Genomic DNA, 14,239 nt, shown 5'->3' on the forward strand with positions numbered 1-14,239 from the left:
TGGTCCTAAAATGAATAATCCTCAAAGCTAAATTAAGATTCGAGGATTATTCAATGATGCTTATTTCATAATTAAAGCGTTTTTAGGGATATGCCTTTTACCACCCAATATTGATTACCTGTTGTCATAGTAGCGAGAAAACCAATTGAAACCGTAGTTGTTTGTGTTAGCGTAAACTGGAGGTTCTTATCTGCAAAGTTTGTGTAAGCTATTGCGGTAGATATAGCATTTACATTAGGAAGGGTATTCCCTACTGCAGCAACAATATAAACAGGATCAAGGGCTTCATTTGCGCCAATATCAATCCCAAAATTATATTTACCGGCAGGCAACGTAAATGACTGATATATTTTACCATCAATTATTGCAGCTGTATTACTCCACCCCATTTCCATTGCCAAAGTTCCTCCTTGATCAGAGCACCAGCTTCCATTACCACCATGATTTTTAACGCTGGCAGAAACAACCCAATCTTTTAGAACGCGCCATCGGCCACTACCACCATTAGATACAAATGGATTTCCACTATTTTTAAAATATCCGGTATAATCAAGCAATACACGTTGCGTTTGAAAAGCTGTTGCAAAAGTATCCACACAAGATGTATCTGGTAAAAACAGTGTACGATATTGAATATCCGTTCCCGCTTTCAGATCAGGAATTGCAGTACTCGTAGAATCGATTTTGGTTCTAATCTTCTTAATTACATTATTTGTACTAGTATATTGTACTTCTGTTGCAAATACCCCTGTAAGTCTATCCATTCCTAACCATGATACGATACCCTTTCCAGTACTGGCATCTGCAGTGGCTGAAGATATTGGCCTGTTAAATAAAGACGCTTTGTAACGATTTCCATAAGATCTGGCATTGGCATATACCGGAACAGATTTATTACCTGCCTTATCGTAGGTGTAAATCGTAAAATTTTGCAAACCTTCAGCTACATTTGATATTGAATATACCAATGTATCAATAGCGTTTTTTTTGACTACTGGCAGCACAACTGAATCTTTACCGTTGTTCCAGGTTATTTTACATTTAACCACTTTTGGATCAGCTAAAAATAGCCCTTTTAGCACTACCCTGCTATCTCCAGAAAACATCTTAACAGAATCTAATTTTCCGGTATAAGATATTTCGCCTCCCTCTACAAACTTCTTAAAGTCATCCTGCTTAGTACAGGCAGTATATAATAAGGCAACAAGAAGGAGCGCAAAAAGCGCTTTGATCCTGCTATATTTTATGTTGTAATTATTCATAATTCTAATTTTATAAAGTATAAAATTTATCGTGGGTCTCCATAACATTGTATTTCAGAAATCGACATGAAAGTTGTTCCTTGCCAGTTTTTATTGGTTTTGATACGCAGGTAACGAACTTTTTTGCCAGCTGAAGATAAGGTATAACTGATTCCGGCATTGGCAAATGCATAATCCTCAGAAGTTTGCACGCCATACGGACTTCCAGATGGTTTGGTTGATTTAAATGAGCCTAACATTACCCAGTTATTGAAACTACCGTCAGCTGGTGGATTATCAGAACCCCAGATCTCAAAATCTTTTAAGTTACCTCCATAATAATACATCCTTCCTGCATTCAGATATTCCGGATAATTCCACACCACGATACGGCTCATAATAGCAGGCTTACCAATATCAAATGTCACCCATTGAGAAGTAACCTTGGTTACATCAGTTAACGAACATCTAGGCCAGTCGATAAAGTTATTATCCCACATGTTTTCGAGTGCTGTTGCTGCATATGTCTGTTTTACATCAGTAGGAAGACTCAAAGGTTTATAAAGCGATTTCGACAATGCTGTTTCGTATAAAGGCTTTATTTTAGTATACAGCGTATCACTATAGTTCAACCATCTGTCACGGATGGTGATGGCGAATTTGTTTTCAAGTGTATCAAAACCGCGGATCGATTGATTAATATCTGCCGCTGCGGTATAGATATTTTTCCCTATCTGTTGGTACTTACCATCCTTGAACTGCATTACTTCTATGGATAGATCTGCCTTTGCGGGATTTGTTGTAATAAAGTTGACACCGGCAAAATCGGGAGTAACCTTTAGATTTCTATACACGGCCCAAATGGGATTTTCCAAAGGTTTGATTTTAACAATCACTGGTGCCGACTCCACTTCGCTTCTATTCACAGCGTAAACCTTAATCTCATGAACAGCAGTATCGCCAAAACCCTCAACCAATAAGCTGTTGTTATAGTATGATGATTTAACTTCAGCCTGACCAGTTTTTAAACTATACACCGCCTTGATATATAATAGGTCCTTATCATTTGGTAAAGTATAGGTAATTTTTGCATTTGCCGGGCCATTGGTTACCGTAATATTAGAAATCTGCCCAGGAGGCGTTTCATTTCTTTCAAATGGCTCAAGTTCATCTTGCTTACATCCAATAACGGACACTGTTATGCCTAACTGTAGCATTAAAAATAATTTACTAATCGTTTTCATATTTTCTGATTAATTAATAATAATATTACCAACCTGGATTTTGAACAAGCTTTGGATTTACCGTTAAATCATATGATTTTATTGGCCATAAATAATCACGCGGCGCTACAAAATTCTGATTTACAACGGTTCTCACGCGATAGTAAGACTGCTCATCTGGTTGATTAACGCTCCATGCTGTGATGGGCTGATTAAACATTTCAGCTGCACGTTTCCACCTTAAAATATCCCAGAATCGGCTACCTTCAAAAGCCATCTCAATTAAACGTTCCTGCTGGATAATACTTCTCATACCGTCTTTAGTTGTGTACTTGGTAGGATTACTAGAATAAGTTGCCCAGGAAGTTTCAACAGTTTGCAAACCAGCTCTTGTTCTGATTTTATTGATGTAATCATATACCTCAGAGGAAGGGCTTGAAAGGCTTTCATTTTTCGCCTCCGCATACATTAGATATAAATCAGCTAGACGGATTTCAGGCCATGCGTAAGTACGGTATGTTGCACCACTTCCACTTTGCGTCATATTCCAATCCACTACTTTTTTAACAAAATAGCCTGTTTCGTTATACCAGCCAAAGTTATTTGCACCGGCCAGTTGTGTAGATTTAGCTTCAACAGTAAATGTATTTTCGTCAGAAGTTGAAGGACTATCGTATTTATACCACGTGGCACCATCAAATGCTAAATCAGCATAAAACCGTGGCTCCCTGTCAAAATTTAATCTGGCTGTGGTATATCCTTCTTTGATATAAAAACGCTCGGCTTTTACTGCTTTTCTAAGCGAATACCTGTTAGAAAAATCCAGTGTTTTATCTTCAGTAATTGGCACGCCGTTCCTGGTGTAAAACATTTCGGCAATCTTTATCGGTGGTGCCAATTGCTGCCTGGCTACCCCCACAGGAATCGGATCAGTACCTTTCATTAAACGCGGCATCGCAACCTGCTGTAGAAAAACAGCCAGGCTATTGGAGTTTGCCCAAACATGCTCAGAATTTTGCGCAACCCTTTCCGTTAATGCGCCTCTAATAGTAAGTTGTAAAGTGGTGGTATCTGATAATTTAAACTGCGATCCCGGGAATTTATACAATTTAAATCCAGCACCTTCAGCTGCTGTAATCGCAGCTTTTGCAGCATCAGCTGCCTTTACCCACTTATTGGCATCATATGTTGTGTTAAATAAAGCCACCCCATCTTTATCTCTAAACCCTGCATAATCACTGTTACCATTAAATAACGGACTAGCAGCGGTAAGCAATAACTTAGCTTTAACAGCGAGAGCGATAGGCCTGGTGATACGCCCCAATTCGTTTGTACGATCGGTTATGATAACCGGCAAATTTGGAATTGCTTCATCCAATAAATTACTCACATAATCCACACATTGATCAAATGGCATACGTTTAATCCTAACTTCCTCCTGTGTGGCATCAAGATTTAAATTTTTGTCAACAATAGGAATAGGTCCGTACATCCTTAAAAGCAAATAATTAAAATAAGCTTTTAAAAATTTCACTTCTGCAATCCAGCGTTGTCTTTCATCCAATTTTAGGTCTGAAACTTTAGTCAGATCCTGAACATTTTCCAGGAAAATATTACAGTTTCTGATCCCTCTATACAGACCAGCACCGCCCTGATTTGACCCGTTCCACATATCCATCAGCGGGCTATCCGCATTCTGACCACCTCTGGCGATGCGCCAGCTAGAAGAAATAAATTCCCGCTCTTCTATATTCGACCAGATTTCATCTCCGGCCATATAACCTGGATTTGAAAGTGGATCACCATCTTTTGGCAAAAATGCATAACAGGTAAACAAGTACTTTTCGGCCTCATTTCTTAAGGTAAATGCATTATCTATGGTAGGTACATTATCTGGCACAATATCCAAATACTTTTTACAAGAACCCATACATACCAGTACCAGGACCAGGACCGAAGCAAATTTCAACGAACCTGGTTTCTTTTTACGCTGGAATATCATATTAATATTTTTCATTTTCATTTCATTACCGACTTTAAAAACTTACACTCACACCTAAATTGTATACCGTTTGAACCGGATAGCCCAAACCATTACCGCCCATTTCCACATCCCATAATTTAAATGAGCTTAATGCCGTTAAATTGCTGGCGTTAACATAAAACCTGGTAGCCCTTAAACCCAATCTTTTTTGTAATTTATTAGGCAGGTTATAGCCAAGCTCCACATTTTTCAGCCTTAAAAATGAGCCGTTACGCATCCACCATGTAGATTTATATTTACGTCCATCAAAATCCTTATCGGTATTGTTAGCAACAAAACGTTCACCTAAGCGTGGCCAGAATGCATATACGTCGCGGTTTTCTTCACTCCAATGGCTATTGGCAATTACATCCAGTAATCCATTTTGTGAGCCATTATTAAAGACGAATGGAGATATGTTCTGAGGGTTGATAAAGAAAGAAGATCTAGCAGATCCCTGAAAAAAAGCAGAGATATCAAAGCCTTTAAATCCAAACGTTCCTCCAAAACCATATATAATTTCTGGCGCTTGTGGCAATCCGATTGGTACAGCATCTGCTTCTGATATAATACCATCTCCGTTTACATCCCGATATTTAATATCTCCACCTCCATAGGTATCGCCCGGCTTACCACCAAATTGAACTGGTGAGTTTCTGGCCTCGTCATTATCAACAAACAAACGTTCTGCTATAAATCCCAAAGCCTGTGTGCTTGGTAAACCTACACGAGATCTGTAAGCTTCATTTGCATTATAAGCGGGTTCATCATTAATCAAAATCTTATTGGTTGCATAGGTAAAGTTTCCTCTTAATTGCAAATACATATTATTGCCGAAAGATTTATTATAATTGGCCGCAAAATCTACACCTCTACTTTCCATCTCATTTGTATTTGCCTTTATTGGTGCCTGAAGCCCCATTGTACTTGGCACATAGATCCTATCCGTCAGGATATTTGATCTGTTCTGCTTATATACATCAAAATTGAGGCTTAGATCGTTAAATAGCGTTAAATCCAAACCAAGGTTGATTTGTTTTGATTTTTCCCACGTGATTAATGGGTTTGCATAACGTGATATTGAAATCCCGTTTCTAGTATAAAAGTTATTTTCTCCAAATGTAGAACCATAACCAAAATCATTCATATTAACCTGCGATAGATAAAAGAAACGATCTTCAGGCCTACCGATTCCATCGTTACCGGTTATACCATAGGTAGCTCTTAATTTAACATTGCTTAATACTTTGCTTAGTGGTTTAAAAAATTTCTCGTTCGAGATCAGGTAACCTAAACCGAAAGAAGGAAAAAATCCAAAACGATTGTTTGCGGCAAAACGCTCCGATCCATTATAACCAAAGTTAAACTCGGCCAGATAACGGTTATCATAACCATAAGTAGCTCTACCAGATACACCTTGGTTTCTTGCTGGTAAGGATAATTGCAGGTTACCGGCATTGGCAGACAGATAATTACGCATAGTGGTGATCAACATCGCGCCAACGGCATGCTTTTCTTTAAAGGTATGATTATAATTTGCAGCTATCTCTGTATAAAAAATAGAATTTAAATTTTTACTTCCTTCAGCATAGTTAAGATACTCAGAACCTGTAAGGCCGTAAGTTGGCGGCGCACCACTATTCAATAAGTTTAAGGTAATGCCTCCACTTGGATCTGGAACTGAAGAATAGTAAAATGGGTTATAACTCCTTGCAATATCGAAATAAGAATACCTGATAACATACGACATCAAACGTGCACTTAAACCCGGTATTAATTCTTTAAGATCTTGTTTCAATTCAATCTGGGTTTGCAGCGTTGAAGAGTTATTCTCCTGATATCCTTTTACCATTTCAGCATAAGGATTTATGTATAAAGATCCACTAGGAGAAATGGCATTACCAAATAAAGGGTGTTTGGCAAAAGGCTGATAACTTGCCGGATAAACCGCCGGAAACATAACCGGATTTGACCAAAGTGCCTGATTAAATATTTTTTGTCCGCCATTAATCTTGTTTCCGTTCTCATCATAACCACCAACTGGCCCGGTATAATCATCAAATTGACCATAAACCCTGATGATAGCTTCAGTTGTATTGGTTAAATTGATATTAACCGTTGATCGAACTGAATAATTTTTTAGTTTAATATTGTTATTAAAATTATTCAAATTATCAACCTTTAATACACCATTATCGATATTGTAAGTTCCTGAAATATAATAGCTGGCCTTACTGCCACCACCCTGTACGTTCAGGTTATAACGTTGGTTAATGGTATAGTCTTTAATTAACTCTTTTATCCAATTATTATTTGGATATAAAAGCGGATTTTCACCTGCTGCCGTAGCATCAATTTTAGATTGCAGGTATGGTAATATGGCAAGCCTGTTACGTGTTAAGGCAGCTTCATTGGCTTGTTTCATGTAGGTAACATTATCCGCAAATTTGAAGTTTCTGGTATTGCCTGATAATGAAGTTTCAGCACGGAAAAAGTATTTGGTTTCACCGGCCTGTCCAGATTTAGTGATGATCAAAAGCACACCGTTTGCCCCTCTGGCTCCATAAACCGCTGAAGCAGTGGCATCTTTTAAAACGTTGAATGAGGCGATATCATCCGGTTGTAAGCGGGCCATATCATTCTGAGTAGACTCTACACCATCGATCAAAATTAATGGATCTTGCTTTCCTGACCCAAAGCTACCTAATCCGCGGATGAAGAATGAAGCATTATCTGCGCCCGGTTCTCCACTCCTTTGATAAGCAATCATACCGGCTACCCTACCTGCCATCATGGTGGTTAAGTTACTGGTTGGCCCTTTCAGTTCTTTAGGATTTATGGAGGTAATGGAACTGATCACACTGGTTTTTTTCTGTGTTCCAAAACCAACTACAGCAACGTCATTAAGTGTATTAGCGTCTGATTTTAATACCACGTTAATAACATATGTACCATCGCTACCCCTGTCATAGTCGGCCACATTTTTGGTTACCGCTTTGTAACCCACAAGTGAGAAAAGTAATTTACCAGATTTTGCAACCTTAATGGTATAACGACCCTGATCATCTGTGGATATTCCACGGCTTGATCCGGATACCTTCACGTTTGCCCCCGGCAATCCGCCTACGGTATCCCTCACTACCCCCTTAACGGTCACTTCATTTTGAGCAGAAGCTGTAAGACAAAAGCCCATGAACATCAGTATGCCCACAAGCGATCGAAATACGCTTCCACGGAAAAATAAACAGCCCGAATTTTGAGCCTTCTTTTTGTAGATTTTTCTCATTGTTTGATTTTAGTTTGAAATTGTTTGTTTATTAGTTTATTCATGAGCGTACCAACCATCATATGGTGAAACCTTACGACAGCAGATATTCTTACTTTGCAAAACTCAGCTGAAAGCTTTTCTAGTTAAAAAAAGCTTGATGATAAATTCGGCCACAATCATCTTTCATGTAAAATAATTGTAAGCAAAGGTTTAGTTGAATGTTCTTGATAGTTTGGTTTTCTTCATATGTTCAATAGTATATTTGGTTGTAACAAATTAACTACTAAAATCACGATCCGAGTGAGGGGCAATATGGTAATTTTTAGGGGCCAAATTGATAAGAAGGCCGCTGAAGCGTTTAAATAACCCATATTATCAAATTATAATGATGACGTTAAGTCAATTTTAGCTAAACATTATAGCTACAAATGAAACCCTGCAGGGAGCCGGAAATTAGCTCTAAATATGCTTTTGTAATTTAAGTATACGTTATGAAGAAGTTAAATTTTTCAATCCAATATGATTAAACAAAGTATATATGGCCATCATCAAAATTTATGATATACTTTGCAAATCATTTTGTAATGGGCCTGTTGTTTCTATCTTTGTAACCGGTCTTAGCACTGCCGCTTTCGCCAACCGGATCATTTTAAAAAAGCAGATTTTTTAATCCTACATAAATTCCGTTTTGAAAATAAGAGTGCCATTAAATAAGCTAAATACAGAAAATCAACATGTCTGACGAGAAAATAATATTTTCAATGGCTGGTGTAAATAAAATTTACCCGCCACAAAAACAGGTTTTAAAAAATATTTACCTTTCTTTCTTTTACGGTGCCAAAATCGGAGTGATCGGTTTAAATGGTTCTGGTAAATCATCTCTTTTAAAAATTATTGCCGGCCTGGATAAATCTTACCAGGGCGAAGTCGTTTTTTCGCCAGGCTATTCCGTGGGTTATCTGGCGCAAGAGCCAATTTTGGATCCGGATAAAACCGTTCGTGAAGTGGTTGAAGAAGGTGTTGCTGAGGTTACGGCCATTTTAAAAGAATACGAAGAAGTGAATGAGGCCTTTGGGTTAGAAGAAAACTATTCTGACGCTGATAAAATGGATAAGTTAATGGCCAGACAAGGCGAACTGCAGGATAAAATCGATTCTCTGGGTGCCTGGGAAATTGATTCGAAACTGGAAAGGGCCATGGATGCTTTACGTTGCCCGGATCCGGAGACCAAAATCAGTGTATTATCCGGTGGTGAACGCCGCCGTGTGGCAATGTGCCGTTTATTGCTACAACATCCTGATGTGTTATTACTGGATGAGCCTACCAACCACTTAGATGCCGAAAGTATCGATTGGCTGGAGCAGTTCCTGCAAAATTATGAAGGAACCGTTATCGCCGTTACACACGATAGATATTTCCTGGATAACGTTGCCGGATGGATTTTAGAGTTAGACCGTGGCGAAGGGATTCCGTGGAAAGGGAATTACAGTAGCTGGTTAGATCAGAAAGCAAAACGTTTGTCACAGGAAGAAAAAACCGAGAGCAAACGCCAGAAAACTTTAGAGCGCGAGCTCGAATGGGTACGTATGGCGCCAAAAGCACGTCATGCAAAATCTAAGGCACGTATTGCCAACTACGATAAATTGGCTTCTGAAGATGGCAGGGAAAGGGAAGAAAAACTGGAACTTTTTATCCCTCCAGGTCCGCGTTTAGGGAATGTGGTAATCGAAGCTACCAATGTTACCAAAGCTTACGGTGATAAAGTTTTGTTCGATAATTTGAATTTTTCTCTTCCGCCAGCAGGTATTGTGGGGATTATTGGTCCAAACGGTGCTGGTAAAACTACTTTATTCCGTTTAATTACCGGACAGGAAGAGGCAGATGCCGGTACTTTCCGTGTAGGCGAAACGGTTGAGTTGGGTTATGTAGATCAGATGCACAATGATTTAGATGCCGATAAAACGGTATATGAAAACATCACTGATGGATTAGACAATATCCAATTGGGTAATAAAGCTGTTAACGGCCGTGCTTATGTTTCTAAGTTCAACTTTAATGGCGGCGATCAGCAGAAAAAAGTTGGCATTCTATCAGGTGGTGAGCGCAACCGCGTGCACTTAGCCATCACCTTAAAAAAAGGAGCCAACGTATTGTTATTGGATGAGCCCACCAACGATATCGACGTAAATACTTTACGTGCGCTGGAGGAGGCTCTGGAAAATTTTGGTGGCTGTGCCGTAGTAATCAGTCACGACAGGTGGTTCCTGGATCGCATCTGTACACACATTCTTGCTTTCGAAGGTAACTCTGAAGTTTATTTCTTTGAAGGAAACTATTCAGATTATGAAGAAAACCGTAAAAAACGTTTAGGTGATGTAACCCCGAAACGCATCAGATATAAAAAATTAGATTAATAAAAAAGAGCCTGTATTATATTTATAATAATTTCACTTCTGATTTGTCACGTTGAGCCTGTCGAGATGCCTTTTATAATTTAAAAGAGGTCCATTGACAAGCTCAGGATGACATTTTTTGTGCAGGCTAAAAAAGATTTGGCCGTTGGCTCTCTTTTGCATGGCGTTTACCCCTGAATTATTCTCACACGCTGTTATCATCTAGAGGAAGATTCTTCACTGCGTTCAGAATGACAAAGAAGAAAACGAGATTTTTAAATTAAACTAACGACGGCTTTTTAAGGCCTTTTTTACTGAAGCATCCGTTACCACTTCCATTATTTTATATCCCGCAAGATTAGGATGAACACCATCTACCGTTAGCTCAGCGCGCTGTCCTTTCCTTTCGTCTACCAAAGGCGTCCAATAATCCAAAACAGTATAATTCCGCTCTTTGGCGTAGGCTTCAATCTCTTTGTTTAAATTAACAATGCTATCCGCTGCTTCAATGCGCTTATTCCATGGATATTCGTAAACCGGCAGATATTTACAGAGTATAACCTTAATACGGTGTAACCTTGCCAATTCTGCCATAGATTTAATGTTATCCATAATCTTATCTATGGTAACGTGGCCGGTATTGCCTGCAATATCGTTGCTACCCGCTAAAATAATCACTGCTTTAGGCTTTAGGTTAATCACATCCTGCCGAAAACGGATCAGCAACTGAGGCGAAATCTGTCCGCTTATTCCCCTATCCACATAATTATTCCGGCTAAAATATTCAGGATCTTTCTGTTTCCAGAATTCGAAAATAGAACTCCCCAGAAAAACCACCCTTTTTTCTTTCTTGGCCGGCATCGGTAAAAGTGCATTTTCCTTCTGATACCTGGTTAACGCCGCCCAATCGTCGCTTAAATTTTCTTTTTCAGCCTTGGTATCTAATGAGTCTGCGTGTTGATCTTGCGCGAATACGGCACTACCGGAAATCAATAAAGTAAAAAGCAGGAGTTTATTCATAAGGTAAAAAGGGATAATATAACCAAACGCTAAAACTAAATAATCCGGATTTAATTATTTATTCTTCAGCATTAATGTTACTGTTCAATCTACCGTTTTTACTACCAAAATGTCTCAGGTTATAACTTAAGGTTGCTTGTATAAAGCGGCTGATAAACCTGGTTCTGTTCTCTGAAATGGAGTTATTGGAAATAGTGGTGCTGAACAGCGCGCCCTGATTAAATAAATCATTCGCCTGCAGAGAAAATAGCAATCTATTATCCTTGAGGAAAGAAGTATTCACTCCCAAATTGACCAATAATGGATTACCGGCATATAAGCTATATCCGAAGTTCAAACTTTTGGAGGCTGATGCATTTACCCGCAAGCGTTTACCGGGAATCCAGCTTGCACTTCCGCTCAGGGCTACTACCTGTACATTTTTAATGTTCTGGTTCATTATCGAATACGTATTGGAACTAAAACTATAAGATGCACTGGTATTAATGGCATATTTTTGATGGTTGAGGTTAACTTTGAAAGCGTTAGAGACGTTAATACCTTTGCTACGGTTCAGTACGTTATCGGTATAAAAAACATTGTGGCTGTAGGAAATGTTTCCATCTAAAGCTAAGGAAAGCCTGTTCTCCAACAACCTTTTGTTTAAGGAGTAATTCATGCCAATATTGTAAATACCATTTACATTTTCATAGGTCGTCTGCTGTTTCAAACTGTTTAGTGTATCTCTGAGAAAAACAGTATTGCTTACCACACTGTTAATGGCAAAACTACCCGATAAGTTGACCAACATGCTCAAACCCGATTTTAGCCCAAATTTATGATAACTTAAATCAGCCTTGTGGCTTGATGTTGCTTTAAGATCAGGATTACCAATAATCTGGTTCTGGACGTCATTATTATTTCTGATAGGCTGCAGTTTATTAAAATCGGGTGAACTGGTATAGCCAATGTAATCAAAACTTAAATCTTCATTGTCTTTGATCTGATAACTTAAATTGGCCAGAGGCGAAAAATTCAACTGGTAGTTTTTAAGTTCCTGTCCTCTATCCCGGTATTGACCAATAATAATACTAGGTGAAAAATTAATGCCAAAGTTATAACTGAGCCGGTCTTTATTCGCATTATAACCGACACTGATATTCTGATTGATAAAATTCGAAACATAATCCTGCCCGAGCGAATCCACTGTAAAATTGTTTCCAAATGGATTTTTAACTGTCGTTGTCTGCTGGTTCCGGTTTCTGCTCACCATAAAGCGATAAGATACATTGATAAAATTATATCCGGTACTATCTTTTGCTTTCTTTAGTGAATTTGAAAACTGAATATTGCCGCCGAAATTGGAACCTGAGGTGTGATTATCTACCAGTCGGTTTAAAATCGAATCTTTAAGCAATATGTTAGTCGTTTCGTTATAATAACGGATCAGATCATTAATGCTGGTACTGTTACTTCCGCCATTAGTACCAAAGTTAAAGCCCATGGATAGTGAACGTCTATTATTGGATAAGCGCCGCGACCAGTTGACGCTTCCATTAAGATTAGGGCTGCTGTTCCTCGAGCCTGAATTAGAACTCAGGTCCTGCCTGATTATGCCGGTCTTATTTGAAGCAGAAACAGCATCATTCCGGGTATCGGCCAGTGTGCCGGCGAGAGAAATATTGAAGTAATTTTTAGCTGTGGAGCCGTTTAAGCCAAGGTTAATGTTATTGGTTAACGAATTGGAATGATTGTTACTTTCCCTTAAATCGTAAATGGTTCCCTGCGGATTAAAGGTTTCAAGGTAATTACTTTGGATTGATCTGTTGGTTCCATTACTAAAATCGTAACTACCATGAACACTAAACTCTTTCGAAATTTTATCTCTTATGTTGCCATTTAAAGCAGCATTGTTCAATCTGGAAAATTGATTATTCGTTATTCCGTAACGACCACCAAAGCCTATCTGCTTGGTGTTTTTCCATATATTTCCATTAGCGCTTAAATGATGTGCATTACTTGTAGCTGAATTCAGATCTACACCACCAAAAACACCTTTACCCAAACCTGGTTTGGTAACCAGATTTAACATTTTTTGTGGCGCGCCGGTTTTGATACCCGTAAAATTAGCTTCATCACCGTAATCGTCAATAACCTGTAGCCTGGCAATAATATCTGCCGGTAATTGTTTGATGTAATCTTCTACATTGTTAGTAAAAAAATCCTCACCGTTTACCCTTAGTTTGGTCATTTTTTTTCCCATAGCGGTAACGGCACCTTTTGCGTCAATCTCGATACCCTGTAATTGCCTGAGCAGGTCTTCCACTTTATCATTTTCTCTTACCAGGTAAGCCCTTGCATCATATTCAATAGTATCTTTCTTGATTTTAATAGGGTCTGCTTTTACTTTAACCTGTACATCTTCCAAACGGATGGCTTCCATCTGGAGCATAACAGGGTCTAAAACAATGTTTTTCTTTGAAACTTCAACTTCGTAAACAGAAGTAAAAGGTTTAAAACCTAATGCCATAAAGGAAAGGTGAAACTTAGCGCGGGATACCTTAAAAAATACAAAGTTTCCCTTCGAATCAGAATTGGTGCGGAGGGTATCCTGATCCGAAATCAATCGGATGCTTACACCTTCAACTGGCTTTTTCAAAGAATCGATTACATGGCCACTTATTTTAAACTGAGACTGTGCGAGAGCGTTAAAGGAAAATATGATCAGTATAAAAAATAATAAAAAGCATAATTTATTGCTTTTTCTCATCCCTCGGACCTCTTTTGTAAATCACAAGACCATTTAAAAAATTACGCAGGATCTGATCACCGCAAGGTTTAAAGTTCTCGTGATCTTCATTTCTGAAAATATCACCCAGCTCAGCCTTGGTCACCTTAAATCCAACCAGGTCACAAATGGTTATAATATCTTCTGTTTTAAGTGATAAGGCTACCCTTAATTTTTTTAATATATCGTTGTTGCTCATAAAGTTTGAATTTATGGAATGATTGCTTGATGAATGTTATGTAAGAACGTTTTAAAATTGAAATGTTGCAAAGGTGAAAAAATTTTAATTTAAAAAGCTCAGATT

8 protein-coding genes are annotated in these 14,239 nt (G+C 38.4%); 1 reads left to right on the forward strand and 7 read right to left on the reverse strand.

Annotation, left to right across the window (positions count from 1 at the left end; genetic code table 11):
* Window positions 1-71: 71 nt before the first annotated feature.
* Genes QZ738_RS06885 through QZ738_RS06900 form a run of 4 tightly spaced genes read right to left on the reverse strand, consistent with a single transcriptional unit; the run spans window position 72 to window position 7,773 of the window.
* Complete coding sequence (locus tag QZ738_RS06885) at window positions 72-1,262, reverse strand: DUF4998 domain-containing protein (RefSeq protein ID WP_293785962.1); 1,191 nt, start codon at window positions 1,260-1,262, stop codon at window positions 72-74.
* 26 nt (window positions 1,263-1,288) lie between these two features.
* A complete protein-coding gene (locus QZ738_RS06890) occupies window positions 1,289-2,485 on the reverse strand; it encodes a DUF4959 domain-containing protein (protein WP_293785963.1) in 1,197 nt (398 codons plus the stop codon).
* Between the two features lie 25 nt (window positions 2,486-2,510).
* Window positions 2,511-4,487: a RagB/SusD family nutrient uptake outer membrane protein gene (locus QZ738_RS06895; RefSeq protein WP_293785964.1), complete on the reverse strand. Its 1,977-nt coding sequence runs from the start codon at window positions 4,485-4,487 to the stop codon at window positions 2,511-2,513.
* A 13-nt stretch (window positions 4,488-4,500) separates the two neighbouring features.
* Window positions 4,501-7,773, reverse strand: a complete 3,273-nt coding sequence (locus QZ738_RS06900) for a TonB-dependent receptor (protein WP_293785965.1) — start codon at window positions 7,771-7,773, stop codon at window positions 4,501-4,503.
* A gap of 716 nt (window positions 7,774-8,489) precedes the next feature.
* On the opposite strand from QZ738_RS06900, the gene ettA reads away from it, so the two are divergent.
* A complete protein-coding gene (gene ettA / locus QZ738_RS06905; RefSeq protein ID WP_293785966.1) occupies window positions 8,490-10,169 on the forward strand; it encodes an energy-dependent translational throttle protein EttA in 1,680 nt (559 codons plus the stop codon).
* 264 nt (window positions 10,170-10,433) lie between these two features.
* Here ettA and QZ738_RS06910 read toward each other — a convergent pair whose 3' ends face one another.
* Genes QZ738_RS06910 through QZ738_RS06920 form a run of 3 tightly spaced genes read right to left on the reverse strand, consistent with a single transcriptional unit; the run spans window position 10,434 to window position 14,134 of the window.
* Entirely contained in the window at window positions 10,434-11,168 is a 735-nt protein-coding gene (locus QZ738_RS06910; protein ID WP_293785968.1) for a GDSL-type esterase/lipase family protein, read from the reverse strand.
* Between the two features lie 58 nt (window positions 11,169-11,226).
* Window positions 11,227-13,917 carry a TonB-dependent receptor gene (locus QZ738_RS06915; RefSeq protein WP_293785969.1) on the reverse strand — a complete coding sequence of 897 codons (2,691 nt, stop codon included), beginning with the start codon at window positions 13,915-13,917 and terminating at the stop codon, window positions 11,227-11,229.
* Entirely contained in the window at window positions 13,901-14,134 is a 234-nt protein-coding gene (locus QZ738_RS06920; protein ID WP_029274124.1) for a DUF1456 family protein, read from the reverse strand. Before QZ738_RS06920 ends, QZ738_RS06915 begins: the two co-directional genes overlap by 17 nt.
* Between the last annotated feature and the right edge of the window lie 105 nt (window positions 14,135-14,239).

It is taken from the genome of uncultured Pedobacter sp. (assembly GCF_913776295.1).
Classification (GTDB): Bacteria; Bacteroidota; Bacteroidia; order Sphingobacteriales; family Sphingobacteriaceae; genus Pedobacter.

What these genes read in the sequence shown, in the direction of transcription:
- QZ738_RS06885 (WP_293785962.1), bottom strand. Translation starts at nt 1,262, where the DNA reads ATGAATAATTACAACATAAAATATAGCAGGATCAAAGCGCTTTTTGCG.
- QZ738_RS06890 (WP_293785963.1), bottom strand. Translation starts at nt 2,485, where the DNA reads ATGAAAACGATTAGTAAATTATTTTTAATGCTACAGTTAGGCATAACA.
- QZ738_RS06895 (WP_293785964.1), bottom strand. Translation starts at nt 4,487, where the DNA reads ATGAAAATGAAAAATATTAATATGATATTCCAGCGTAAAAAGAAACCA.
- QZ738_RS06900 (WP_293785965.1), bottom strand. Translation starts at nt 7,773, where the DNA reads ATGAGAAAAATCTACAAAAAGAAGGCTCAAAATTCGGGCTGTTTATTT.
- ettA (WP_293785966.1), top strand. Translation starts at nt 8,490, where the DNA reads ATGTCTGACGAGAAAATAATATTTTCAATGGCTGGTGTAAATAAAATT.
- QZ738_RS06910 (WP_293785968.1), bottom strand. Translation starts at nt 11,168, where the DNA reads ATGAATAAACTCCTGCTTTTTACTTTATTGATTTCCGGTAGTGCCGTA.
- QZ738_RS06915 (WP_293785969.1), bottom strand. Translation starts at nt 13,917, where the DNA reads ATGAGAAAAAGCAATAAATTATGCTTTTTATTATTTTTTATACTGATC.
- QZ738_RS06920 (WP_029274124.1), bottom strand. Translation starts at nt 14,134, where the DNA reads ATGAGCAACAACGATATATTAAAAAAATTAAGGGTAGCCTTATCACTT.